General features: G+C 71.3%; 25 protein-coding genes. 9 read left to right on the top strand and 16 right to left on the bottom strand.

Features of this window, described 5'->3' with window-relative positions:
• Positions 1–45: 45 nt before the first annotated feature.
• The gene (locus tag ABFX50_RS14520) at positions 46–807 is read right to left on the bottom strand and encodes a hypothetical protein (protein WP_346146683.1); all 762 of its coding nucleotides are present in this window, start codon (positions 805–807) and stop codon (positions 46–48) included.
• A 5-nt stretch (positions 808–812) separates the two neighbouring features.
• Positions 813–2,012, bottom strand: coding sequence for an MFS transporter (locus tag ABFX50_RS14515; protein WP_346146681.1), 1,200 nt, complete (start codon positions 2,010–2,012; stop codon positions 813–815).
• A 62-nt stretch (positions 2,013–2,074) separates the two neighbouring features.
• Between ABFX50_RS14515 and ABFX50_RS14510 the strand changes: the two genes are divergently transcribed.
• Positions 2,075–2,632 (top strand): helix-turn-helix domain-containing protein, encoded by a 558-nt coding sequence (locus ABFX50_RS14510; RefSeq protein ID WP_346146679.1) that lies wholly within the window; start codon positions 2,075–2,077, stop codon positions 2,630–2,632.
• Positions 2,633–2,726: 94 nt separating this feature from the next.
• Here ABFX50_RS14510 and ABFX50_RS14505 read toward each other — a convergent pair whose 3' ends face one another.
• Both ABFX50_RS14505 and ABFX50_RS14500 read right to left on the bottom strand, forming a co-directional pair.
• A complete protein-coding gene (locus ABFX50_RS14505; RefSeq protein ID WP_346146677.1) occupies positions 2,727–3,404 on the bottom strand; it encodes a TetR/AcrR family transcriptional regulator in 678 nt (225 codons plus the stop codon).
• Between the two features lie 63 nt (positions 3,405–3,467).
• Positions 3,468–4,394 carry an oxidoreductase gene (locus ABFX50_RS14500; protein ID WP_346146675.1) on the bottom strand — a complete coding sequence of 309 codons (927 nt, stop codon included), beginning with the start codon at positions 4,392–4,394 and terminating at the stop codon, positions 3,468–3,470.
• 83 nt (positions 4,395–4,477) lie between these two features.
• Between ABFX50_RS14500 and ABFX50_RS14495 the strand changes: the two genes are divergently transcribed.
• Complete coding sequence (locus ABFX50_RS14495; RefSeq protein WP_346146673.1) at positions 4,478–5,083, top strand: TetR/AcrR family transcriptional regulator; 606 nt, start codon at positions 4,478–4,480, stop codon at positions 5,081–5,083.
• Positions 5,084–5,117: 34 nt separating this feature from the next.
• Here the strand turns inward: ABFX50_RS14495 and ABFX50_RS14490 are convergent, their stop codons facing one another.
• From ABFX50_RS14490 to ABFX50_RS14455, 8 genes are all read right to left on the bottom strand, one after another.
• Positions 5,118–6,392 (bottom strand): phytase, encoded by a 1,275-nt coding sequence (locus ABFX50_RS14490; protein WP_346146671.1) that lies wholly within the window; start codon positions 6,390–6,392, stop codon positions 5,118–5,120.
• A gap of 81 nt (positions 6,393–6,473) precedes the next feature.
• Positions 6,474–7,262, bottom strand: coding sequence for a Cof-type HAD-IIB family hydrolase (locus ABFX50_RS14485; RefSeq protein WP_346146669.1), 789 nt, complete (start codon positions 7,260–7,262; stop codon positions 6,474–6,476).
• On the bottom strand, positions 7,259–8,062 hold the full coding sequence (locus ABFX50_RS14480; RefSeq protein ID WP_346146666.1) for an inositol monophosphatase family protein: 804 nt from the start codon (positions 8,060–8,062) through the stop codon (positions 7,259–7,261). The genes ABFX50_RS14485 and ABFX50_RS14480 overlap by 4 nt, the downstream gene beginning before the upstream one ends.
• Positions 8,053–8,817 carry an HAD family hydrolase gene (locus ABFX50_RS14475; protein WP_346146664.1) on the bottom strand — a complete coding sequence of 255 codons (765 nt, stop codon included), beginning with the start codon at positions 8,815–8,817 and terminating at the stop codon, positions 8,053–8,055. The genes ABFX50_RS14480 and ABFX50_RS14475 overlap by 10 nt, the downstream gene beginning before the upstream one ends.
• Positions 8,814–9,911, bottom strand: a complete 1,098-nt coding sequence (locus ABFX50_RS14470) for an ABC transporter ATP-binding protein (RefSeq protein ID WP_346146662.1) — start codon at positions 9,909–9,911, stop codon at positions 8,814–8,816. Before ABFX50_RS14470 ends, ABFX50_RS14475 begins: the two co-directional genes overlap by 4 nt.
• Positions 9,912–11,744, bottom strand: a complete 1,833-nt coding sequence (locus tag ABFX50_RS14465; protein WP_346146660.1) for an ABC transporter permease — start codon at positions 11,742–11,744, stop codon at positions 9,912–9,914.
• Between the two features lie 96 nt (positions 11,745–11,840).
• Positions 11,841–12,425 (bottom strand): DUF47 domain-containing protein, encoded by a 585-nt coding sequence (locus tag ABFX50_RS14460; protein ID WP_346146658.1) that lies wholly within the window; start codon positions 12,423–12,425, stop codon positions 11,841–11,843.
• Between the two features lie 71 nt (positions 12,426–12,496).
• Entirely contained in the window at positions 12,497–13,477 is a 981-nt protein-coding gene (locus ABFX50_RS14455) for an inorganic phosphate transporter (RefSeq protein WP_346146656.1), read from the bottom strand.
• A gap of 324 nt (positions 13,478–13,801) precedes the next feature.
• Here ABFX50_RS14455 and ABFX50_RS14450 point away from each other — a divergent pair, with 324 nt between their 5' ends.
• Positions 13,802–14,971 carry an ABC transporter substrate-binding protein gene (locus ABFX50_RS14450; RefSeq protein ID WP_183659367.1) on the top strand — a complete coding sequence of 390 codons (1,170 nt, stop codon included), beginning with the start codon at positions 13,802–13,804 and terminating at the stop codon, positions 14,969–14,971.
• A 67-nt stretch (positions 14,972–15,038) separates the two neighbouring features.
• On the opposite strand, the gene ABFX50_RS14445 is transcribed toward ABFX50_RS14450, so the two are convergent.
• The 3 genes from ABFX50_RS14445 to ABFX50_RS14435 form a co-directional block, all read right to left on the bottom strand.
• A complete protein-coding gene (locus ABFX50_RS14445; RefSeq protein WP_346146653.1) occupies positions 15,039–15,494 on the bottom strand; it encodes a hypothetical protein in 456 nt (151 codons plus the stop codon).
• A gap of 71 nt (positions 15,495–15,565) precedes the next feature.
• Positions 15,566–16,636: a DUF6745 domain-containing protein gene (locus tag ABFX50_RS14440; protein WP_346146651.1), complete on the bottom strand. Its 1,071-nt coding sequence runs from the start codon at positions 16,634–16,636 to the stop codon at positions 15,566–15,568.
• Positions 16,637–16,765: 129 nt separating this feature from the next.
• Positions 16,766–17,341 (bottom strand): TetR/AcrR family transcriptional regulator, encoded by a 576-nt coding sequence (locus ABFX50_RS14435; RefSeq protein ID WP_346146649.1) that lies wholly within the window; start codon positions 17,339–17,341, stop codon positions 16,766–16,768.
• A 52-nt stretch (positions 17,342–17,393) separates the two neighbouring features.
• Between ABFX50_RS14435 and ABFX50_RS14430 the strand changes: the two genes are divergently transcribed.
• The 6 genes from ABFX50_RS14430 (at position 17,394) to ABFX50_RS14405 (ending at position 22,315) form a co-directional block, all read left to right on the top strand.
• Entirely contained in the window at positions 17,394–18,350 is a 957-nt protein-coding gene (locus tag ABFX50_RS14430; RefSeq protein WP_346146647.1) for an NmrA/HSCARG family protein, read from the top strand.
• Positions 18,347–18,487, top strand: a complete 141-nt coding sequence (locus ABFX50_RS14425; RefSeq protein ID WP_346146645.1) for a hypothetical protein — start codon at positions 18,347–18,349, stop codon at positions 18,485–18,487. Before ABFX50_RS14430 ends, ABFX50_RS14425 begins: the two co-directional genes overlap by 4 nt.
• A gap of 52 nt (positions 18,488–18,539) precedes the next feature.
• Positions 18,540–19,739, top strand: a complete 1,200-nt coding sequence (locus ABFX50_RS14420) for a phosphotransferase (protein WP_346146643.1) — start codon at positions 18,540–18,542, stop codon at positions 19,737–19,739.
• 146 nt (positions 19,740–19,885) lie between these two features.
• A complete protein-coding gene (locus ABFX50_RS14415; RefSeq protein WP_346146641.1) occupies positions 19,886–20,431 on the top strand; it encodes an ArsR/SmtB family transcription factor in 546 nt (181 codons plus the stop codon).
• Positions 20,432–20,441: 10 nt separating this feature from the next.
• On the top strand, positions 20,442–21,653 hold the full coding sequence (locus ABFX50_RS14410; protein WP_346146639.1) for an MFS transporter: 1,212 nt from the start codon (positions 20,442–20,444) through the stop codon (positions 21,651–21,653).
• Positions 21,654–21,661: 8 nt separating this feature from the next.
• The gene (locus tag ABFX50_RS14405; RefSeq protein ID WP_346146637.1) at positions 21,662–22,315 is read left to right on the top strand and encodes a class I SAM-dependent DNA methyltransferase; all 654 of its coding nucleotides are present in this window, start codon (positions 21,662–21,664) and stop codon (positions 22,313–22,315) included.
• A 24-nt stretch (positions 22,316–22,339) separates the two neighbouring features.
• On the opposite strand, the gene ABFX50_RS14400 is transcribed toward ABFX50_RS14405, so the two are convergent.
• A complete protein-coding gene (locus tag ABFX50_RS14400) occupies positions 22,340–23,311 on the bottom strand; it encodes an ABC transporter permease (protein WP_346146635.1) in 972 nt (323 codons plus the stop codon).
• Positions 23,312–23,326: the final 15 nt, after the last annotated feature.

Here is a 23,326-nt window from a genome sequence, read left to right as displayed (position 1 = left end):
CCGCCTCGGCTGATCTAGATATGGGCGTGTTTATGGGGATGCAGGTCAGAGCGGTAGAAAGACCGAGTCGGAGTCCCAGATCACTTTTCCGGACGGGTCGAGCAGGACGGCGTTGCCGTCGTCGCGCAGGATGAGCTCGCTTCCCTGGCCGCCTGCCGTACCGGATCTGAAGGAGATCAGGTGGCGTCTGCGGTCACGGGCGCTGCGGTAGACCACCAGCGCGCCCTCGGGCTGGAGCAGGCAGACGCTGCCGGGCCGAGGGGTGGTCATCCTGGCCCTGCGCCTGGGGACGCCCTGCTCGGAGATGGTCAGCACGCCCTTGTCGGTGATCTCCATGGTGTGCACGCCGTTGGGGGAGCGGATCGGGAAGCCGTGCTCGATGGACTCGAAGCTTCTGATCCTGTTGTAGGAGGCCTGCCTGATCTCCGTGCCGGTGCACGGCGACCAGACGGGCCTGCCGTCGGGGCCGTAGACGACCAGGTTGCCGTCGTCGTGCAGGACCAGGCTGGAGCCCTCGGGGTGGCGGAAGGCGGGCTCGGGCCAGACCACGCCCTGGGCGTTGGCGACCATGAGTGAGCGCTTGCGGTCCATGGTGAGCTTGCCGCCCGGCACCCAGTGGTCGGTGGCCCACAGCGGAGTGCCGTTCTTGTCGCTGGGCAGCGTGCCCTGGTCGTACAGGACGAGGTTGCCGTCCTTCTGGTATTCCAGCTTGAACTCGCGCCAGCCCTGCGCGCTCTTGCGCGACAGGAGCCTGTCGCCCGGGTTCATCGACTCGCCTGACTTCAGTAAGCGGGTTCGCTCGGCCATGTCACTCAGACAGCCACAGGTACGGCCTTGCGGGCAAGGGCCCTGGAGACAAGGGGCATGACCGCCAGGCACATCACCACGGCGCCGACGAAGACGACCTGCAGCCCCGCCAGGCCGCCGACGACGCCGCCGAGCGCCGCGCCGACCGGCTGGCCGCCCATCCCGATCAGGCGATAGGCGGCGTTGACGCGGCCGAGCAGTTCCCCGGGGATGATGCGCTGGCGCAGCGAGACGATCAGCACGTTGGTCGCCGCGCCGGAGACGCCGAGCAGGGCCGCCGTCACGTAGACGGCGGGGACCACGGGGACCAGGACGGGCACCAGCAGCGTCAGGCTGTTGAGCGTGCAGACCGTGAGAAGCGTCCTGTTCTCGCCGAACAGGTCCGCGAGCGGGTTGGCGAGCAGGGAGCCGGTGACGGCGCCTGCCGCCAGGACCGCCATGACGACGCCGTACTGTCCCGAGGTCATGCCGATCGCGGACTCCTCGCCGACCGCCCACAGCACGAACACCGCGAAGTAGGCCGCGTTGCACAGGTTCAGCACGCCGGCTCCGATGGCCAGGTCGCGGACCGTCCGGTGGCGCAGCAGGTACCGCAGGCCGGTGGCGATGTCGGCGCGCAGGGGCGCGGTGGAGACCTTCGCAGGGGTGAAGGCGCCGCGCATGCCCAGCAGGAGCAGCCCGGCGGCGGTGTAGAGCAGGGCGGGCGCGCCGAAGACGGCCATCGGCGCCACGCCCACCAGGAGCGCGGCGGCAGGGCCCCCGACGAAGTTGTTGCCGATCGTCTGCGCGGCGACGATGCGGCCGTTGGCCCTTCCGAGGGACTCCTTGCCGACGGTCATCGGCACGATGCTCTGCGCCGAGGTGTCGTTGAACACCTCGCACGCCCCCGCCGCCAGCAGGATCGCCACCAGCAGCGGCATGCTCAGCGCGTCCATGGCCACGGCGGCGGCCGTGGCGGCCAGGGCCGCTGCCCTGACGAAGGAGGTGAGCACCATGATCCGCCGGCGGTCCGACCGGTCGGCGATCGCTCCCGCGTGCAGCGCCAGCAGCAGCCACGGCAGCGTGGTGGCGACGCCCACCAGCGAGACGAGCGCGGGGTCGCGGGTCAGCGTGATGGCCAGCAGCGGAGCCCCTGCCAGCAGCATGCCGTCGGCGAGATTGGCGGAGGTGGCGGCGGCGAGCAGGTATCGGAAGGAGCGGCCCACGGACTATCCTTTTGCATAGGAAGTTGTGCATAGATTTCTTTGCAAAGATAAGGCTGCACACAGTGGAACGCAAGACCACGAGGGAACTCGACGCCCAGGCGCTGAAGGCGTTCACCCATCCGGTGCGGATGCGGATGTACGAGCTGCTCGAGGAGCACGGCGCGGCCACCGCGACGATGCTGGCCGCGCGGATCGACGAGAACACCGGCGTGACCAGCTACCACCTGCGGCAGCTGGCCAAGCACGGTCTCATCGTCGAGGTGCCGGAGAAGTCGAGGGGCAAGGAGCGGTGGTGGCGCGCCGCGGGCTTCAGCACCGACACGGACAAGTTCAGGAAGGATCCCGCCACGGCGGAGGCCGCGGAGGTGCTGATGGCGGGCATCGTCCGCCAGCGCAGCACCGAGCTGCTGCGATGGGTCGAGCAGTCACGCGAGGCCTCACGGGACTGGATCGAGGCCACCACGCACACCAGGCGGTCGATGCGGCTCAACCGCGAGCACCTGGCCGAGCTGGGCAGGCGAGTGAAGGAGCTGATCGACGCGCTGGACGACGACGAGGAGGGAGAGCACGTCGTCATCCACTTCGACGCCTTCCCGCTTCGGCGCGATCACGACGGTTAGCGCGGCGACCGGCCCAGAACCTCCGCCAGGCAGCCGCGCAGCCGGGCGAGGGCCTCGTCGAGCCGGTCGGTGGGGATGGCGCCGAAGCCCAGGATCAGGCCGGGCTTTCGGGGGCGCGCGCCCAGCGTTCGGTGAAGAGCCCGCCGCTGGGCGCGCCGCCGGGCAGGGGCTCGGTGTGGACGGCGCGCAGGCCGTCCAAGGCGATGGTCACGAGCCGCGCGCGAGCCTCCATGGCCGCCCCGACGAGGTCGTCGCGGCCCTGCTTGCGCAGCTGGTCGAGCAGGGGAGAGGTGCCGAGCTGCTCGATCAGCAGGGAGATGTCGACGGCGGTGACGTCCGCCCGCAGGACCCCCGCGTCGTGCGCCCTGGCGACCAGCGCGGCCAGCAGCTCGTCGCCTCTGGCGCTGCTCGCCGCCATCTGCTCGGTGACCTCGATGGTGCCGGCGACCGGCGACAGCGATCCCTGGCCGAACTCCACGCACGCCGTGATGAAGCCCTTCAGTCCGCGCCAGGGGTCGTCGTCGGCCAGGCCGCGCTCGGCGGCCTCGTTCCAGTGCTCGAGCGAGAGCGCGGACAGCCGCTGGAAGAGCTCCTCCTTGGTGCGGTAGCGGCGGTAGAGGCTGCCGATCCCGACGCCTGCCCTGGCGGCGATCGAGGCGACCGAGGCATGGGCGCCGTCGGCGGCGAGCACCTCGCGCGCGGCCTGCAGAAGGGCGCGGTCGTTGCGTTCGGCCTCGGCCTGACGCCTGCCGCGGTTCCCGGGTGCGCTCATGCCGTCATCCTATCGATCGCGGAGTGAACTGCTCCGCTCAAGGGTGAGCGCTCTTCGGAGCGACTACGCCGCCGTGTCGGTCGGCGTCTCGTAGCGGACGCCGGTGAGCCGCTCCGACAGCTCCCACAGGCGGCGCGCGGTGACGGTGTCGTGGATCGCCCTGTGCCCCTGACGGATCGTGGGCGCTCCCCTCAGTTCGAGGAGGCCGTCGGGGGCGACGTAGCTGCCGCCCGGCAGGTCCCGGGTGGTCGCCGCGTGCAGCGAGGTGCGCGCGCCGCCCTCGGTGGGCTGGAAGGTCAGGCGGACCAGCAGCCGGATGAGGCGCTGGTACACCGCGCCGCGACCGGTGTTGGCGCCTCCTGTCAGGACGTTGGTGCGGGTGAGACCCGGCGCGACCGCCATGCTGCGCAGCGGCAGGCCCGCCGCCGTCATCCTGCGCTGCAGCTCGACGGCGAAGTAGAGGTTGGCCCTCTTGGACTGCACGTAGGCGAAGGGCGCGCTGTAGCCGCGCTCGGCGTTGAGATTGCTCAGGTCGAACCTGGCGAAGCGCTGTCCCTCGCTGCTGACCGTCACCACCCTGGCCTCCCCGGAGGCCAGAAGGTACGGCATCAGCAGCCCCGTCAGCGCGAACGTGCCCAGATGGTTGACGCCGAAGTGCGTCTCGAAGCCGTCGGCCGTCCTGGAGAAGGGGACCATCGCCACGCCCGCGTTGTTGATCAGCAGGTCGAGCCGTCCCAGATCCCACCCGGCGGCGAAGGAGCGGACCGATTCCAGGCTGGACAGGTCGAGCCGGCGCAGCTCGGCCCGCGAGCCTGGCGCTTCGGTGAGCAGGCGGTCGAGCGCGTCGCGCCCGCGTTCGGGGCTGCGGCAGGCCAGCACGACGTGGGCGCCGCGGCGGGCCAGCTCGCGGGCCGTGACGTAGCCGATGCCGCTGTTGGCGCCGGTCACCACGGCGATCCGCCCTGACTGGTCGGGAATGTGTGCGTGCATAAGAAAGCCCTCCTTTTGCAACTCCAAGTTGCGATAGCCTGATGGTGGCATTCCGTCCGGCTGTAACGCAACTTGGAGTTGCAATGGATTCTGAGTCCCACCGTCCCCGGCAGGTCGGGCGCGGCGCGAAAGTGCGTGACGCCGTGCACGCGGCGACGCTGGCCGAGCTGGTGGAGAAGGGCTACGCCGCGCTCACCGTCGAGGGCGTCGCGCTGCGGGCCGGGGTGCACAAGACGACGCTCTACCGGCGGTGGGCGGACAGGGAGAGCCTGGTCGCCGACGCCCTGGCCGATCTGTCGGCGATGGACGTGCCCATCCCCGACACCGGGTCGATCGAAAGCGATCTGCGAGAGCTCGCGCGCTCGCTGGTGCGCATGATGACGGCGCCGAAGGGCCGGGCCCTGCTGGCCGCGATGTTCTCGGGAGCCGCGGACGTCCCCGGCGTCGCCGAGGCGAGGCGGCAGGTCTTCGACGACAGGTTCAGCAGGGCCGAGCCGGTGGTCGCCCGCGCGGTCGAGCGGGGCGAGCTGCCCGAGGGGACCGACCCCTCCGAACTGCTCAAGGCCCTCGCCGCGCCCGTCTACTTCCGGCTGCTGGTCACCGGCGACCCCGTCGACGAGATCACCGCCGAGCGGGCGGCCCTGCTCACCCTGGCGGGGGCGCGCGCGGGTGCGCTGCGCCGCCGCTGACGGGCGCCCTGGCCGCCGGGCTGTGCCTCGGTTCTCAGTCGCGCGGGTTCCAGCCGTCGGTGTCCACGTCGAGGTCGAGCTCTTCGGCGATGTCACCCCAGCCGGTGAACTTGAAGTTCGTGTTCTCCCTGTCGGGCACGGCCGGCGTGTTGGCGCCGTCGTGCGCGACGAACAGACCCTCGTCGAAGTCGCCCATGGGGACGTTCAGCACGGCCGATCCGTCGCTGTTCTCGACGCCGTCGATGCCGTCGTCCTGTCCGATCCTGAACTGCTTGAGATACGCGTTGGAGCCCTCCCTGCGGTAGACGGCGAAGGTGCCGTCACCCTGGCTGGAGGCCATCAGGTAGCCCTTGCCGTCCTCCCGGTAGTAGATCGTGAGGCCCTCGGCGTCCGCGCTCAGGTGCCGGCCGCCGTAGCCGGGGTCGGCGCCGGGGGTGCACTCCTCGGTCTCCGGGTCGTAGCTGCCGGGAACGCCGTACTCCCGCACCTTGTCCATCAGCACCGGGGTTCCTGTCAGGTCCGCCCGCATGCGCCAGATGCCGACGTCCTCCTGCGCCGCGTAGAGGACGTCCCTCTCCTGGTCCACGACCATGCCCTCGACCTGCGCCAGCTCGCCGGGCTCCATGCAGGGGGTCCAGGTCTGCCCGTTCGGGAGGGTGAACGACGCGGGCAGGTCCAGCGTCCTGACCAGCTGGTAGCCGACCGTGCCGCCTGGCCCCTGCAGGAGCTTGACCAGGCCGACCGAGGTCTTGTGGCGACGGCTGACCAGCGCGTAGGTGCCGGTGGAGTCCTTCCACGTGGTCAGGCCGTAGGCCGTCTGCGCCTCGTTGACCTCCTGCTGGGTGGCGTTGAACACGAACGGCGCCGCGGGGTCGGTCACGTCGGTGAGACGGCCGCCCGAGATGGCGTAGATCCGGAGGATGTCCCGCCCGCGATCGGAGACGACCGCGAGGTCTCGCCCGCCGAAGCCGTAGGTGACGTCGACGTTGTTGAACCGTCCCGGCTCGTCGTCGGGGCCGGGGGCCGCAGGGGCGGGGAAGTGCTGGAGCTGCCGACCGTCGAGGTCGTAGACGAACAGGCCGCCCTCCTTCGCCGTGGTGATCACCACGCTCTTGCCGGACTGGGACGGGTGCAGCCAGATCGCCGGGTCGTCGCCGTTGGCGTTGTGCCCCGCCTCGTCGTCGAACAGGGCGGGGGTCTCCACCTCCGGGCCCACGGAGGGGAGGTCGTGACTCATGGCGGGGGTCGCCATCCCTCCGATCAGCGAGAACGTCACGACCGTCAGGACGAGTCTGGACAGGGGACGCATGGCGCCTCCTCGTATGGGGGGGTGGACCTTCTCAACGAACGTAACCGCGGATTTTCCGCGATGCAATAGGACATCCTTATGTCAGGACATCTTCTCAAAGTGTGCGAGAGCCAGCGCCACCACCTCGGCGACGGCTCCTTCCGAGCAGGCTCCGACCACGACGTCGGCCGCCTTCCTGACCTCCGGGTGACCGTCACCGACCGCGACCCCGAGCCCGGCTGTCGTGATCATGTCGATGTCGTTGGGGTTGTCACCGACCGCCGCGATCTCCTCCAGCGGGACGCCGCGGGCCGCGGCCAGCTCGCGAAGCGCGCTTCCCTTGGACGCGCCCTCGGGCAGCACCTCCAGATAGGTCGCCTCGGACCGGACCGTGACGGTTCCCGGGATGTCGGGAGCGGGAAACGGATCGCCGATCAGCATGCACTTGGTGATCTCTCCGGGCGGCAGCGCCGCCCAGCCGCCGGGATCGCGCAGCGCGATCCCGTCGCGCCGGGCGTAGTCTCGCAGTCCGGCCACGTCGTGCACGGCCAGGGCCTCGCCGCCGCAGAACACCACCGGGTGGACGCCCTCGGGGAGCGCGCCGAACAGGTCGAGCAGCGCCTTCCACGCGTCCACCGGCAGGTGGCGGGCGCGCAGCACCTCTCCCGTGGCGAGGTTCACCGTCCTGGCGCCGTTGTAGAGGATCGTCGCCCCGTCCAGACCCAGCTCGTCGTAGTAGCGGCGGGCCGACCGCTCCATCCGCCCGGTGGCGATGACCACCTCTCCGCCCGCGGCTCGGAAGCGGCGCAACGCCTGCCTGCTGGCGGGCACCATGGCCAGGTCACGCCCCACGAGCGTGCCGTCCAGGTCGGTGACGATCCAGCGGATCACGCGGTCCCCCTCTCCGCGCGGACCTCGGCCATCACGGAGCCGGCGAGGTCGAACCCGCCGACGCAGGCAAGGTAGCCGCCCGCCGTGAAGAGGCTGCCGGACAGCGGGATGTAGACGCCGCCCGCCTGCTCCACCAGGAGTGAGCCGGCTGCCACGTCCCAGGCGTTGACGTATGTCCCGTAGGCGACATCCGACCAGCCTGCGGCGACGTGCGCCAGCTTCAGTGCCGCGCTTCCCGGGCGGCGGGTCGTGGCGAAGGCGTTGACCATCCGGGCGAAGCGGTGCAGCGCCGCCTCGCCCTCCGCCGCCAGGTCGCGAGGGGTGGGATAGCTCGACAGCAGCACCGCCTCCCGGTCCGTGCGCGCACCGGTGCTGCGCAGCGGCTCGCCGTTGCAGAACGCGCCGCCGAGCGAGGCGGTGAACTCGTCGTCGCGAACCGGGTCGTAGACGACGCCGGCCACGACCGCGCCGTCCACCGCCGCCGCGATGGAGGTGCAGAAGAACGGCAGACCGGCGGCGAAGTTGGCCGTGCCGTCGATGGGGTCGACGTACCAGCTGATGTCACCCTCGCCCTTGCTGCCCTCCTCCTCTCCCACGACGACGCTGCCCGGGCAGCGGGCGGTCAGGACCTCCCTGATGCGCTCCTCGGCGGCCAGGTCGTGCTTGGTCACCGGGTCGTGGAAGTCGCGCTTGGTGCGTATGTCCGGCCTGGAGCGGAAGGCGGCTCGCAACTCCTCGCCGACCGCTCGTGCCGCCTCGACCGCGATGGCGGTCAGCTCGCGTGAGGTGGTCAGGTCCATCTCTCCTCCAGGAGGCTCAGCAGGCCATGGGGATCCTCGACGGTCGCCTGAGGGCTCTGGCGCACCTTGTAAGGGATCTTCTCGGTGCTCCGGGAGAACATCAGGACGGTGGCTCCCACCCCGGCGCGGGCGCCGCACACCACGTCGCGGTCGTAGGTGTCGCCGACGTACCAGACCTGGGCGGGATCGACGCCGAGCGCTCGGCAGGCGATCCAGATCATCTCCGGGTTGGGCTTGCGAACGCCGACCTCGTCGCTGTAGACCTGCACCGCCAGCCGGCGGTCGAGCCCGTTGCCGGCCAGGTAGTCCCTGTGCACCGTGCCGCACAGCGCGTTGCTGACGACCGCGGGCGTGACGCCGTGCGCCCAGCAGGCGGCAAGGAGATCCTCCGTCCCCGCCCTGAGCTTGCGTTCGCTGCGCAGTTCGCCCATCCGCCTGCAGAGCGCTGTCGCCTCGGCGCTCACCAGCCAGCGGGCCTGGTCCGGCCAGTCGGCTGCCACGAAGTCGGCCCAGAACCTGCGGTGCGTCATCTCCTCCGGGGCGAGCTGACGGGACGTGGAGTCCTTCCAGTAGCCGTCGGCGCGGGCGCCGGCCCGGATGTCGCTCTCGATCTCCTCGAGCGCGAGGCCGTCGAATCCGGCCCTGCCGAGGAGGTCGCCCACCTCCGCGGCGAGCTCGGCCGCCCACGTCTGGCGCTTGACCGCATCCACGATCACGCCGCCGAAGTCCAGGAGCAGCGCCTTGGGCCCGATCACGCGCCCACCCCCCGCGTGTCCCAGGCCGAGATCCTGCCGCCGTCCTCGCCGAACAGGTGCATGTGCTCGGTCCAGCAGGTCAGCATGTCGCCGGGGGCGGCGAGGACCGGCGTGTAGGAGAGCGCGTACAGCTCCGTCTCGAGGACGCGCAGCCGTACGGTCCAGGAGGAGCCGGCCGGCAGCACGGCCTCGACCGTGGCCTCCTCGCGCCACGCGGACGCAGGCGGGGCGCCGAGGTGGAGCGCCTCGGGCCTGATGCCGACGGCGGCGGGGGCGCACCCCTCGGCGCGGGATTTCACGAAGTGCAGCAGGGAGACGGCCAGGCCGGTGGGCGCGGGACCGACGTCGACGATCGCCATCGGAGGGCTGCCGACGAACGCGGCGACGAACCTGTTGGCGGGTCTGGCGTACAGGTCCATCGGGGCGGCCACCTGCTGCAGCTCGCCGTCCTTCATGACCGCGACGTCGGTGGCCATGGTGAGGGCCTCCAACTGGTCGTGCGTGACGAAGACGATCGTCGCTCCCGACTCCTCGTGGATGCGCTTGAGCTCGGCCCGCATCTCCAGCCGCAGCTGGGCGTCGAGGTTGGACAGCGGCTCGTCGAGCAGGAGCACGCCGGGGTTGATCGCCAGCATCCTGGCCAGTGCCACCCGCTGCTGCTGGCCGCCGGACAGCTGGGAGGGGTAGCGGTCTATGGCGTCGTCGACGTGGACCATCTTCAGCGCGGCCTCGGCCCTCGACCGCCTGTCAGGCGCGGGGACCTTGCGCATGCGCAGGCCGAACTCGACGTTGTCGCGAACCGACAGGTGCGGCCAGAGCGCGTAGTTCTGGAAGACCAGCCCCATCCCGCGCTTCTCCGGCGGGACGTAGAGGCCCTGCTCGACGGAGTCGAGGACCCTGTCCGCGACGGCGATGGTGCCGGCGGTCGGCTGCTCGAGGCCGGCGATCATCCGTAACGTGGTGGTCTTGCCGCAGCCGGAGGGGCCGAGCAGGCACATGAACGCGCCGTCGGGGACGGTGAGATCGAGGTCTTTCACCGCGTAGTCGCCTCCGCCGTAGCTCTTGGCGACTGCGCTGAGGGTGATGGTCGGCATCTATCCTCCTAGGCCGGACGCCAGGCTGCTCTTGGTCAGACGCTGGGTCAGGTAGGTCATGGTGAAGGAAATCAACGCGATCATGAGCACGACCGCGTTGGCGAGCTGGGTGTAGCCGTAGTCCACGAGGCCGATCGACAGGGTGGTGAGCAGCTGCGTCCCGGTCGTGGTCAGCATGATCACGATGCTGAGCTCCTTGAGCCCGGAGACGAACGGCAGCACGATCCCGGTGACGAGAGCGCCCTTCTGGATCGGGAAGATGATCCGCCGCATCCGCTGCCACCAGGAGGCGCCGGCGATCTGCGCGGCCTCCTCAGGTTCGCGGCCGAGCTGCATCATCGCCGCGATGCCCGAGCGTGAGCTGTAGGGCAGGTGCGTCACGGCCATCACCAGGATCAGCAGGAACGTCGTTCCGTACAGGGCGGGCATGGGCCCCCTGGCGACGGCGAACAGTGACAGCGAGGCGGCCGCGAAGGCGATGCCGGGGATGAGGTAGGGCAGGAAGGAGACCTGGCGCAGAAAGGCGGCCACCCGTGGCGCCGTTCCCCGCACCACGACGTAGCCGATCAGCAGGCCCAAGATCGCGCAGATCAGCGAGGCCAGGCCGACGATGCGCAGCGAGTTCCACGCCGCCTCCCACAGCTCAGAACCGCGCAGGACACCGTGGGGGAAGCCGACCGCGCCGGGCAGCCGCTCGGCGATCCAGTAGTCGAGGGTGAAGGTGGAAAGGTCGAGAGGAGTACGGGTGACGGTGGACAGCAGCAGCGTGAGCACCGGCACCACGACGCTCACCGCGAAGGCGAGCAGACCGAACGCGAAGGCGGGCCAGCGCCAGCGGCGCAGGTCGCCCAGCCGGTCCATCGCGCCCCTGCCGCCCACCGTGACGAACCGGCGATGCTCGCGCATCATCCGGGTGTCGGCCAGGACGATCAGTACCCCGATGACCACGATGACGGTGGTGAGCACGGAGGCCACGCCCGTGCTGCGGTCGCGGATCGCTTGGAAGAGCCCGGTGGACAGCACCCGGTAGTCCGCAGGAAGGCCGAGGACGTACGGCGTGCCGAACGTCCCGAGTACCCGGCCGACCACCAGCAGCACGGCGGAGGACAGCGCGGGCAGCATCAGCGGTATCACGATCCGCCGGATGACGGTGCGCTGCGGGGCGCCGAGAATGCGCGCGGAGTCCTCCAGCTGCGCGTCGATGCGGCGCAGCGCGTTGCCCACGAGGAGCAGCACGAACGGGTAGTAGTGCAGTCCCAGGGTGATGATGATCGGCAGCGCCCCGTAGGCGAGCCAGTCGGGCGTCCGGATGCCCTGGGCCTGGAGGAACCCGACCTGTCCGCCCGCGCGCTCGTTCTTGAACAGCGAGAGCCAGGCCAGGGAGAAGGTCCACGACGGCAGCATGTAGGGGACCACCAGCGCGCCGGCCAGCCACCGCCGCCCGGGCATGTTGGTCCTGGTCACCAGCCACGCCGTACCGCCGCCGAGCACCAGCGCGAACAGCGTGGTGCCGACCGCGATCACCAACGTGTTGAGCAGCGGCTCCCAGAACAGCAGGCCGCTGATCTGGGAGCGGAAGACGCGCCACAGGTAGTAGCCGGTCCATTCGCCGGGCTGCTGCCCGGCGTGCACGCCGTCGCCGTACTGCAGGCGGAAGGCGTCGGACAGGACCGCGACCAGCGGCGCCACGACGAGGTAGGCGAGCAGGATGAGGAGGATCAGTCCGAGCGCCGCGGTCGGATCGTGGCGCAGCACGCGCAGCCGGTAGACCAGCCGGCGCCGTCTGGGCGGGGCAGGCGGCCTCTCCGCCGGTCGCCTGGTGTTGACAGCCATGAGGACTTCCTTCGGGGGGTTGACGAGGACCGCCGCAGTGCGAGGCCCGTCTGCATCGGATGGCTTCGTGCGAACATTCGGTGGCTCTCCCGGCGCTCAGTGGCTTCGTTTGAGCATCGCGTCGGCGAGCACGTCGGCGGCCTCCCCCAGCCGGCGCCCCACGGCGTCGAGGCGCGACAGCAGCTCCCTTTCGCGCAGGGTGTCCATCTCCAGCGATCCGGCGAACAGCTCGGTGAGCCGCGCCTGGTAGAGCTGCCGGACCCGGCTGCAGGACTTGCGCGTGGCCAGGACTGCCACGGTGACCGAGCCCGGATCGTCGAGCATCTTCGCCACCGCGCTCTCCAGCTCGTCGAGGCCGTCGATCACGGCCAGCAGCGGCTCGACCGCGAAGGTGAGGTCCCGCGGTCCGAACAGGTCGCTCTCGCGCACGTAGTCGCGCAGGTGGTCCAGGACGTCGTCGATCGAGCGGGAGAGCCTGAACAGGTCCTCCCTGTCGATGGGGGTGGCCAGTACCCGCCGCAGAGCTCGCACGAGTTCGGCCCGCGCGGCGTCGCCCTCGTGCTCGACCACCGTCATCCGGGTGCGCGCGGCCGAGCGCCCGGTGGCGCCGAACGCCGTCGAGTGGGCCAGGACGGCTCCCGCCCTCGCGACGGCGACCTGGCCGCGGACCAGGTCGACCACCCGCCGTCCCGACCGGCCCCGCAGATCGTCCCAGGCTCGCACCAACCGCCGGCCGCGACGGCCCCTGCGGCTCACAGCAGCCTCAGCCCGAGGCCGGCCAGACAGCCCAGCGCCATCGACGACGGCAGTGTGAGCAGCCATGCCGCGCCCATGTTCAGCACGCCCTGCCAACGCACCTTCCTCGCTCCTTCACTGGTCGCCACGCCGACGACTCCGGCGGTGATGGACTGGGTCATGCTCACCGGGCTGCCCAGCGCCGAACTGCTCAGGACGGCGGCGGCGGCCGCCGTCTCCGCCGAGACGACGTGCAGCGGCCTGGTGAGGACGAGGCCACGGCCCAGCCGCTCCCCGACGCGGTTCAGGCTGGTCATGGAGCCGGACAGGAACAGCAGGGTGAGAGCGGCCATCCACGCCGGCGGGACGTCGACAGGCCCGACCGCGCCCAGCCCGTCGCGGCCCACGCCGACCGCGACGCTCACCACCGCGACCATCTTCTGGCCGTCGTTCAGCGCGTAGGCCACGCACTGCGCGGTGTAGGCCAGCAGATGGGCGGCGAGCACGAGCCCAGGCATCCGGCGGCAGGACGGCACCCGCCGCGACATGACCCCCAGCAGGTAGCCCAGGACCAGCCCGGCCAGGGGCGCCCCGGCTCCGACGGCCAGGACCGCGCCCAGGCTCGACCACGACACCGGCAGCCCCGCGCCGAGCCCCGCGCCGGTGATCCCGCCGATCACGGCGAGGGTCAGGCTGGTGGGCAGCCCTCTGCCGGTCAGGGCCGCGACCACGGCCACCGCGACCAGCACACCGGCCAGGAACGCCATCGCTCCGCCGCTGGTGCCCAGCCCCGCGAGCCGCTCGGTGAAGGTCCGCGCCACCGAGACCCCCAGCACGTACGGGCCGGCCAGGAGCGTCGCCATGAGGATGGCGGTGACGGCCCACCCTGGTGAGTGAGGGAACCTCAGCCCGATACCGATGAGGGTGGCTCCGTCGTTGGCTCCACTGATCAGCACGAAGAGGACCGCCACGGCGGCGAACGCCAGCGTCCACTCCATCAGCGGGAGAGCCGCCGGTCGGGCGTGGTGCGCTCGGGGGCAGGGGGTGAGCGGCGGGGATGAAGGGCGTCGATGTGACCGAGGCCGAGTAAGCCCACAGGCATGATGTCTCCTCGTCCTGAGGCCTTCAGTTCTAGATGAACGAATGATGAACAGTCAATGGTTTGTCCTGACATAAGGACGATATGCGGCCTGCTATTTCAATAGGTAAGTATGTCTTGACAAATCGTTCATCTGGCGTTCATCGTTGAGCGCACTGCGGTGCCGGATCCGGGGCTCTGGGCGGCGCAGACGACCCCGAGAGGCAAGAGGAGTGACGCCATCGTGAGGCGTACCCGGAAACTCATCCCTGCGGCGCTGCTGGCGCTGGCCGCCGCAGCGTGCGCACCCTCCACCGGCGCCGACGTGACGGCGGGAACGAAGGCGGCCGCGCCGCTGCCCGGCGCCTCGATCGACGCGAACTTCAGCCTGGACGCGCTGGTGGCCGCCGCGAAGAAGGAGGGCAGCCTCACCGTCTACGACTCCAGCGGAGACATCGAGGAGGTCGCCAAGGCCTTCACCGAGAAGTACGGCATCGCGATGGAGGGGGTGAAGTCCGACACCCCGCAGACCGCCGAGAAGATGCTCAGGGAGCACGCCGCCGACAACGTCACCATCGACGCGGCGATGTACGAGGACGGCGGCGTCCTGGTGGGCCAGCTGATCCCGCAGGGCGTGGCGAAGACGTGGGTGCCCGCCGACCTGAAGGAGCAGATCCCTGCCGAGAACCACAATCCGCTGCTCGCCCTGTCGAAGGCGACGATCTTCGCCTACAACACCAAGCTCTCACCCGACGGCTGCCCGGTGAAGAACGTGTGGGACCTGACCGAGCCGGAGTGGGCCGGCAAGCTGGTGATGCAGGACCCGCTGGGCAAGCCCACCGTGCTGTCGTTCCTCACCCAGCTGGACGCCCACGGCAACCAGGCGCTGGAGCAGGCCTATCAGACCAAGTACGGAAAGGCCCTGGAGACCAAGGAGAAGAGCGCCGCCTACGAGTGGATCAAGCGGCTCTCGGGCAACAAGCCGGTGCTGACCGGGTCCGACGAGGACATCTCGGGTGCCGTCGGCGCGCCGAGCGCCACCGAGAAGAAGATCGGCTTCATGTCGATCTCGAAGTTCCGCAACAACGAGGACAAGGGGTACGCCCAGTCGGCGTGCGAGGGGATGCAGCCGTTCGTCGGCTTCAGCTACCCGAAGTACGTCGCGATCGCGGCCAAGAGCAGGCATCCCAACGCCGCCAAGCTGTACGTGCACTTCATCATGACCGAGGAGGGCGTCAAGCACGAGATCGGCGAGGGCGGCATCTCGGGCAACGCCACCGTCAAGCCGCTGGTCACCCCGCCAGGCCTGTCCGACTGGAAGGGCCAGCTCTTCCACACCGATCCCAAGGGCCTGCTCGGAGACCTGCAGAACCGCCAGACCGTCTCCGACTTCTGGCGCCTCAACCACGGCTGAGCGCCGAGGGGGAAGGCGGGCGCGCGGCCGGGTCGGCGGCCGCGCGCCCAGACGTGGAGGGGCGAGATCAGTCGGCGATCAGACGGTGACCGCCGCCCCTGAGCGTGAGGCGGTCGTCGAACTCGCGCTGGCGGCGCACCACGTACGCGCCGGGCGTGAACCCCGTCGCGCCGTGCTCGGGGTGCAGGAGGTAGACGGGCGTGCTGTTGTGGAAGACACCGAGCGCGAGCCGGAAGGTGTCGCGCACGTCGGTCGTCCACGCGCAGGTCCCGGGGTCGGCGACCAGGCTGTGCGGGTTGCCTCCCGCCGCGCCGCGCAACAGTTCGAGACCGGTGGCGGGCACGTCCTGCCAGCGCGCCAGGTCCCTGACGGTGACGGCGGCGCCGACCAGCCGCAGCGGGACGACGAGGAGGTCACCCTGAGCCTGGATCCCTTCGATGACGGGGATGGCGACCTGCCGCTCCAGATGCTCCAGTACGGCCAGGCCGGTGCGGTCGGACAGGGTGGCGAGGTTGACGGTCATGGGTTCTCCTTCCGGGTGCGTGGGGTTCGGGTGCGCTCGGTTCGGGTGCGCGGGTTCCGGGTGCGTGGGGTTCATGTGCGCCGGGCCAGCTGGGCGTAGTGGTCGGTGGACAGGCCGTAGGTCCATGCGGCGGCCGCGACGGGGTCGTCCAGGTGGCCGGGGACCCCGAGGCCGTAGCGCCGCCGCCGGCCGTCCCGCTCCACCGAGCCGTTGGTGGCGAGCAGGACACGGGCGCGGCGGCCCCACACCGTGTCGGGCAGGTCGTACAGCAGCAGGTCGAAGCCGGGATTGCCGGGGTCGCGCGCGGTCGCGACCAGGCGCAGCCCCGCCTGCTCGATGTAGGCCTCCCAGCCGAGGCGCTCGATCGCGCAGCGCCGTACCTCGATGTTCGGCTCCTGGGCGATCCTGTCGGGGGTCGGGTCGGCGATCACCCACCACGGCACCCTGGTGCCGCGCCAGGCGTGCACGCTCCAGCCGTCGGCGTACGCCACGGCAGGGCCCTGCTCGCTGTGCAGGCGCTGCTCCTCGGTTCTCACCGAGACCGGCCGCAGGGAGACCACGCACAGCTCCTCCATGGGCCACCACCAGCCGCAGGAGCGCGCCAGCGTCGCCCACAGGTCGAGCTGCCCGTTCAGGCCCCTGAAGGCGCGGCCGCCGATCCGCCGCCAGGCGTCGTAGTGGGCGATCCAGTACGCGTCGTGCTGGCCGTACCAGGTCAGCCTTTCGGCCAGCGGGAGCGCCAGCCGCAGGGGCGTGCAGACGCCGTCCCTGACGAAGTCGCGCAGCGGGTCGCGCACCTCGGCGTCGAGGGGGTCGGGCTCGCCCTGCCCCCACGACAGCGCCCACGGATGGCCCACCCGCCGGTCGAGCGCCTCGCGCAGCTCGGAGCCGAGCGTGGCCAGGCGTGACGCGATCGAGAGAGTCTTGACGAACTCGCGCATCGGGATGCCGGCAGGAACGAACTCCATCGCGGCGTTCGGGGAGTCGACCCAGAGGAAGCGCGGCGCGGGCCGTCCGGCTCGTTCGTACAGTTCGGAGATCGCGGCCTCGGCGGCCGTCTGGTCGGCGGGCAGCGTCGACAACGCCCAGCCCAGCCATTCGTCACGGATGTCGGCGGCCTCCAGCCGCCGGGGGACGCTCACAGAGCGCGGGCGACATCGCCCCTTTCAGTGATCATGCCTAAGAGGATGACAGCTCCCGCGCCCTCGCCGCAAGAGGCCCCCGCCGTGCGCCGGCGACACGGGTCGCGGTCCTCCATGGGTGAGGAGACGTCAGGCGAGCACGCCGTTGATCGCGAGGGCGAGCAGGCGGTCGGCCTCGGCCGCGCCGCCAGGCTCCTGCTCGGTGGCCAGCGAGATGGCGCTGACGAGCTTGAGCAGATCGACGATCGCGACGCCTTCGCGTACGGCGTGCGCCCGGCGCGCGCGCTCCAGCAGCTCGCCGCCGGCGTTCACGATCATCGTGTGGCAGTTGGCGCCCGTTGCCGGGTCGCTTCCCAGCAGTGACGCGGCCAGCCCGCGGTTGGCCGCCGCATGCGTGCCCACGGCCCGCAGCCACGCGACCAGCGCGGGAGCCGGGTCGAGCTGCGCGCCCAGCTCGCCCGCCTTCGCGCAGAGGGCCTCCACCCTGCCGCTGAAGACGGCCTCCAGCAGCGACTGGCGGGAGGGGAAGTGCCTGTGCAGGGTGGCCGAGCCGACCCCCGCGTGCCGGGCGATCTCCTCGAGGGACGCCTCCGCTCCGTGCTCGGCGATCGCCGTCTCGGCCGCGGCGAGGATCCGGTCGCGGTTGCGGCGCGCGTCCGCGCGCATCGGCCGTCCGGCCTGCGCGGCTGTGGCGTCTGGGGACATCGGCTCTCCACTGGGCTTGCTAAACGGGGTGGCCCTCCATATCTTAGCGAAGATGCAAATGGGGGCCCACCCCGTTTACGAGAAGGGCGTGATCATGGAGAAGACCATCGTCGTCGGCGCGACCGGGCTGCAGGGCGGCGTCGTGGCGAGGCGGCTGCTGGCGGACGGCCGGCGGGTCCGGGCGGTGACCCGCGACCCCGCGGGCGCCCCGGCGCGGGCCCTGGCCGAGGCGGGAGCGGAGGTCGTACGCGCCGAGATGGGCGACCTCGCCTCCCTGGTCGCCGCGGCCGAAGGCGCCTACGGCCTGTTCAGCGTCCAGCCCACCGTCGGCTCGCCGGGCACCCCGCCAGGCTTCACCGCCGAGGACGAGGTCCGATGGGGTGTCAACGTGGCCGAGGCGGCGCACACCGCCGGCGTCAGGCACCTCGTCTACGCCTCGGTGGCGGGTGCGGGCCGCCACGCCGACGAGGTGCTGCCGCGCAACGTGCTGAGCAAGGCGCGCATCGAGCGGCGCGTCGCCGAGCTCGGCCTGCCTGCGACGATCCTGCGCCCCGTCTCCTTCATGGAGAACTACGCCGGCGGGTACCACCTGCGCGACGGCGCCGTGGCGACCGCGTTCGCGCCCGACGTCCCTCAGCAGATCATGGCGGTCGACGACGTCGGCGTGTTCGCCGCTCTGGCCTTCGCCCGCCCGGCGGAGTGGATCGGCAGGGCCGTCGACCTGGCGGGGGACGAGCTGACCCCACGGCGGATCGCCGAGATGATCGGGGAGGCGATCGGGCGGCCGGTGCCGTACGTGCGGGTGCCGATCGAGGCGATCAGGCAGTACGGCGAGGACTTCGCCTTCGCCTACGAGTGGCTCAACGAGCGAGGATGGAGAGCCGACATCGCGGCCGCGCGGCGGCTCCACCCTGGCCTGACGGACCTGCGCGCCTGGCTCGCCAGGGGCGGCGCGGCCGAGATCGAGGCGTTCTTCGCCGCCGAGCGCGCGACGAGGCAGCGCGCGTGAGAGGCGAAGGGCCCGCTCTCGGGCGCGCGGCGCTCGACGCGGGGGCCGACCACGTGGCGCTCTTCGTCCTCACGGACACCCCGGCGATCCCGCCCGTCCGGCAGTGGCGCGCGCTCGCGCCGGCCGTCCTGGGCTGAGGCCCCCGGATATTCGGTCGCCGTCGCCGCGCGGGCTCGTCAGACTGGCCGGATGGATCGGACGGTGACGGCATGGGTGACCTCGGGTGACGACTACCTCGGCGTCGTCGGGCCCTTCGCGGTGGACGTGGCGTGGTGGTCGGAGGTCGAGCCGGTCGTCACGCACGTGCGAGGGGTGCTCGGGGTCGAGGTGGCGGTGCTGCGCCTGCTTCACGTCGACGGCGGGGGAGGCGGCCGCGACGGTCATGTGACCTACCACGTCGAGGCGCTCCAGCGGCCCGCGCCAGGGCTGCTGGAGCCGGTTCCCGTCGACGGGTCCGCGTTGACGGGGCAGGAGGAGCTGCGTTCGCCGTGGGCCAGGGCGGAGGGGCTGCGGGAGGCGCTCGGCTGGGCCTCGGACACGCTGGCCGCCGCGGGCCGTCCGGTGACGGGGCCGATCAGGCAGCGCAAGACCTGGAACCTGGCGGGGCTGTTCCGCCTGCCCACCGATCAGGGCCAGGTCTGGCTGAAGACCACCCCCCACTTCGCCGCCGACGAGGCCACGGTCATCGGCGCCTTCTCGCGGCTCGACCCCGGCCTGGCGCCCGGAGTCGTGGCGTCAGGGCCGAACAGGCTCCTGCTCGAACACCTGCCGGGCCAGGACTGCTGGGACGCGCCTGAGCCGATCATCACCAGCGCGGTGACCCGCCTGGTCGCCGCGCAGGCCGCGCTCGCCCGTCAGGCGGACGGCCTGGCGCCCCGGCTGCGGGACCTGCGCGGGCCCTTCATCGCCGACCGGGTCCTCGACCTCCTCGACGGCGCGGCCGGTCGCGAGCTGACCGGCGAGGAGGTGGCGGCCGCGCGGAGGCTGGCGGGACGGTGGCCCCTCCTCGAGGGATGCGGCCTGCCCGACACGGTCGTGCACGGCGACTTCCACCCGGGCAACTGGCGCAGCGACGGCGGCCCGCCGGTCGTGCTCGACTTCGCCGACGCGCACCTCGGCAACCCGGTGCTGGACGGGCTGAGAGTCCGCGACTTCCTGCCCGCGGCCGAAGGGCCCCACGCCGCGAAGGCGTGGGCCGAGGCCTGGAGGTCCCACGTGCCTGGCTGCGAGCCCGAGTCGGCGCTGAGCATCGCCGAGCCGCTGGCCCACCTGGCCTACGCGGTGCGCTACCAGGAGTTCCTCGACGGCATCGAACCCTCCGAGCGGATCTACCACCTCGGCGACCCCGCCGCAGCCATCCGCGCCGCCCTGCGCTGCGTGGCCGGATGACCGGGACCCGCCGCTGATCCGCTGCACGGTCGGCGGCGGTCACCTCCACGACGAGGGCGCCACGGTCGCGGCTGACACCGCGCGCCCCTCGTCAAAAAGCCAAAGAGTTCTTTGACACCTCCATATGTCAAAGCTATCTTTGGCATATGGAGATCACCGATCCACGGGCCATGCGCGCGCTGGCCCACCCCCTGCGGCTGGACCTCATCGACCTGCTCGGCCGCATCGGGCCGGCCACGGCGGCGGTCTGCGCCAGGCACCTCGGCTCGACCCAGGCCTCGTGCTCCTTCCACCTGCGCCAGCTCGCCAAGTACGGCTACGTCGTCCAGGCCGAGAGCGAGGACCAGCGCGAACGGCCATGGCGGGTCGCGGACCTGCGGCAGTCCTGGTCGGCGAGCGAGGGCGGCGTCGCGGCGGCTGAGCTGGAGCGGGTCTTCATCGAGCGCGAGGCAGTCAGGCTCCTCGACTGGTCCCAAGCCCGTCCCGGGGCCCCCGAGGAGTGGCGCTCGGCGGCGTTCCTGAGCGGCGTCACCGCGCCTCTGACCGCCAGGGAGCTCGACGAGGTCGGTGAGCGGCTTCTCGAGGTGCTGGCGCCGTACATCGTGCGCACCACCGGTCAGGCGCCCGTCCCAGAGGACGCCAGATTCGTCCGGATCCTGTTGACCGGCACCCCCCTGCCCGAAGACTCGTGAGAGGCCGGACGTGACAGCGCTCCGCAACCCGCTCTTCCGAAGGCTCCTGGCCGGCGACGCCGTCTCCAGCTTCGGCAGCAGCGCGCTCTACCTCTCCCTCGGCATCTGGGCCAAGGACCTGACCGGCTCCGACTCCGCCGCGGGGCTGGTCTTCCTCTGCCTCGCCTTACCCGGGCTGTTCTCCCCGCTGTACGGCCACGCCGTGGACCGCGTCCGCCGCAAGCCGCTGCTCATCGCGATGAACGCGGTGACGGCCCTCCTGGTGCTGCCCCTGACCCTGATCGACTCCGCCGCCGAGCTCTGGATCCTCTACGCCGTGGCCCTCGCCTACGGGGTCGCGTTCTCGGTCCCCGCCTACGGCGCCCTGCTGAAGGACATCCTTCTCTCGGCCGAGGCCGCGAGCGCCCGCGCCGCTCTGATCGCGGTACGGCAGGGCGTCCGCATCGCTTCGCCCATCGTCGGCGCCGCCGTCTACCAGGGCTACGGCGGAGGAACGCTCGCCGTCGTGACAGCGGCGACCATCGTGGCGGGGATCGCGTTCCTCCTGCCGATCAAGGTCGTCGAGTCCGAGCCCGAGCCCGCGGGCCGGCCCTTCCTCGCCGCCGTCACCGCAGGATTCAGGTACCTGTGGAGCGTGCCGCTCCTGCTCAGGCTGACGCTCGCCGAGACGATCTTCATGGCGACGGCGGGCCTGATGGACACCGCGGTGTTCGCGGCCATCGACCGCGGCCTCGGACAGCCCGCCGCCTTCTTCGGGATCCTCACCACCGTCCAGGGCGCGGGCTCGGTCGTCGGCGGCGCGCTGGCGGGCCTGCTGGTCAACCGGCTCGGCGAGGCTCGTGGCTCGAGTGTCGGCTACGCCATCTTCGCCGTGGGCGCCATGGCCTTCCTGGTGCCGTCTCTTCCCCTCTTCCTGGCCGGAGCCATGATCTACGGCCTGGCCATCCCCCTCTTCAGCGTCGCCCTCGGCACCGCCCAGCACCTGTACGTCCCCGCCAGGCTCCAGGGGCGCGTCGGCGCGGCCTGCGGCATGCTCTCCAACCTGACCCAATCCGTCTCCATCACCACCGGCGCGGCCCTGGCCGGCGTCGTCGACTACCGCGTGATGTACGGGGTCATCGTCGCGACGGGGCTGGCGTGCGCCGCGTTCATCGTCCTGCGCCCCGCGCCGACGCCCGACGTCACCCCTTCCGTCGCCGACGCGGCCCTCGCTGCTGCATGATCGTGTCCATGACCGAACAGGACCTCCTCGACGCGACCCGCGCCGCCTACGACGCCGTCGCCGCGCGATACGCCGAGTCCATCCCTGAGCGTTACCGTTCCAGCCCGCTGAACCACGCGATGATCGGCGTCTTCGCCGAGCTGGTCACGGCCTTCGGCGACGGCGACGGTCTGGTGGCGGACGTGGGGTGCGGCCCCGGCCACGTCACCGCGCACCTGCGCTCCCTCGGCGTCACCGCGTTCGGCGTCGACCTGTCGCCCGAGATGATCGCGATCGCCCGCGACGCCCACCCCGAGCTGCGTTTCGAGGTCGGGCTGATGGAGGCGCTCCAGGTGGAGGACGCCTCCCTGGCCGGGGTGCTCGCCAACTACTCGATCATCCACACCCCGCCCGAGCGGCTCCCGGTCATGCTCGCCGAGTTCGGCCGCGTGCTGTCGCCCGGTGCCTATCTGCTGCTCGGCTTCCCTGCCTACGACGGCCCGGTCGAGCCGGCCGAGGCCTACGATCACGCCACATTCCCCGCCTACCGGTACTCACCCGACCGCGTGGCCGAGCTGCTTCTCGCGGCCGGGCTCACCGAGGTGGCGCGGCTGGTCGTCGCGCCGGGGGAGGACCCCAAGCGGGGCTTTCCCGGGGCCTTTCTCCTCGCCCGCAGGGTGTGAAGGGGCGGCTGGTGCCGGGCGCCCTCAGATGCGGGGCCGAAGGGTGCGCCGGACGGCGACGCCGCCGAGCGCGAAGGCGGGAAGCAGCAGGATTCCCGCTTCGGTCCATTGGAAGCGCCAGAACCTGCTCTCGGGATGGAACAGCTGAACCTGCCGATAGCCGTGGTCGAAGGAGCACGCGGCGTACGCCTTGGTCGTCTCGTCTATGCCACAGGGGACGGCGAGCGCGAGCTGCCGATCGGCGGAGGTGCGCTCCCTGCCGTCCCCGTCGGTCCAGTAGCTCTCCACCACCATGGCGGTGTCCGGTACGAGATCACTTCCGGCGACGGTGGTCTGCGTGAACCGCTCAGGCGTCGCGTAGAGGCGCGGGGCCGAGAGGAGCCCGAAGAACGCCAGCGCGCACACCGCCAGGGTCACCGCCATCGCCGGCAGCGTCCGCCTGATCAGCGCGCCCGCGGCCACGCCGAGCACGAACGCCGACAGCCACCACGCCGCGGGGCCGATGCCGACCAGGCGGAACCAGTTCTTGTCGAAGAAGTTGACGGGAAAGGCGGAGCTGTCGAAAACGGCCAGCCACGCGTCGACGATGCCGCCCAGCGCCAGCCCGCCCAGCGTGACCGCGGCGCCGAGCCCGCCCACCTTGGCGATCAGCCAGCGCCGCCGCGTCACCGACTGCGTCCAGGTCAGCTGATCCGTACCGTGCTCGAACTCCCTGGCCAGCAGGGGAGCGCCCCAGAAGGCGCCGATCATCGCCGGAGCCAGCAGCGGAAGCCACCCGACGAGATTACCCACCGCCCACATCCACTCCATCATCCCCGCGGTGTAACCAGCGCAGGCGGCGCCATAGTCCGACACGCAGTCGGCCGGCGGAGGGTTCCTGGCGTCGAATCCGGCCGCGCCCAGACCGTTCACCAGCAGGAGCGCGCCGAGTACGGCCAGCAGTGCCACGGTGACCAGCAATTGCATGCGATGCTGCCGCCACGTGAGCCACAACATGTCGATGTCTCCTCA

The organism is Nonomuraea recticatena (genome assembly GCF_039533245.1).
Lineage (GTDB): Bacteria > Actinomycetota > Actinomycetes > Streptosporangiales > Streptosporangiaceae > Nonomuraea > Nonomuraea roseola.
Note: the sequence above shows the minus strand (reverse complement) of the source record. Positions and strands in the feature narration are given on the sequence as shown.

Bases quoted from the DNA above. Each gene is read 5' to 3' on its own strand.
- ABFX50_RS14520 (WP_346146683.1), bottom strand. From the start codon at position 807: ATGGCCGAGCGAACCCGCTTACTGAAGTCAGGCGAGTCGATGAACCCG.
- ABFX50_RS14505 (WP_346146677.1), bottom strand. From the start codon at position 3,404: ATGAGCGCACCCGGGAACCGCGGCAGGCGTCAGGCCGAGGCCGAACGC.
- ABFX50_RS14500 (WP_346146675.1), bottom strand. From the start codon at position 4,394: ATGCACGCACACATTCCCGACCAGTCAGGGCGGATCGCCGTGGTGACC.
- ABFX50_RS14495 (WP_346146673.1), top strand. From the start codon at position 4,478: ATGGATTCTGAGTCCCACCGTCCCCGGCAGGTCGGGCGCGGCGCGAAA.
- ABFX50_RS14490 (WP_346146671.1), bottom strand. From the start codon at position 6,392: ATGCGTCCCCTGTCCAGACTCGTCCTGACGGTCGTGACGTTCTCGCTG.
- ABFX50_RS14480 (WP_346146666.1), bottom strand. From the start codon at position 8,062: ATGGACCTGACCACCTCACGCGAGCTGACCGCCATCGCGGTCGAGGCG.
- ABFX50_RS14470 (WP_346146662.1), bottom strand. From the start codon at position 9,911: ATGCCGACCATCACCCTCAGCGCAGTCGCCAAGAGCTACGGCGGAGGC.
- ABFX50_RS14465 (WP_346146660.1), bottom strand. From the start codon at position 11,744: ATGGCTGTCAACACCAGGCGACCGGCGGAGAGGCCGCCTGCCCCGCCC.
- ABFX50_RS14455 (WP_346146656.1), bottom strand. From the start codon at position 13,477: ATGGAGTGGACGCTGGCGTTCGCCGCCGTGGCGGTCCTCTTCGTGCTG.
- ABFX50_RS14445 (WP_346146653.1), bottom strand. From the start codon at position 15,494: ATGACCGTCAACCTCGCCACCCTGTCCGACCGCACCGGCCTGGCCGTA.
- ABFX50_RS14435 (WP_346146649.1), bottom strand. From the start codon at position 17,341: ATGTCCCCAGACGCCACAGCCGCGCAGGCCGGACGGCCGATGCGCGCG.
- ABFX50_RS14430 (WP_346146647.1), top strand. From the start codon at position 17,394: ATGCAAATGGGGGCCCACCCCGTTTACGAGAAGGGCGTGATCATGGAG.
- ABFX50_RS14420 (WP_346146643.1), top strand. From the start codon at position 18,540: ATGGATCGGACGGTGACGGCATGGGTGACCTCGGGTGACGACTACCTC.
- ABFX50_RS14415 (WP_346146641.1), top strand. From the start codon at position 19,886: ATGGAGATCACCGATCCACGGGCCATGCGCGCGCTGGCCCACCCCCTG.
- ABFX50_RS14405 (WP_346146637.1), top strand. From the start codon at position 21,662: ATGACCGAACAGGACCTCCTCGACGCGACCCGCGCCGCCTACGACGCC.
- ABFX50_RS14400 (WP_346146635.1), bottom strand. From the start codon at position 23,311: ATGTTGTGGCTCACGTGGCGGCAGCATCGCATGCAATTGCTGGTCACC.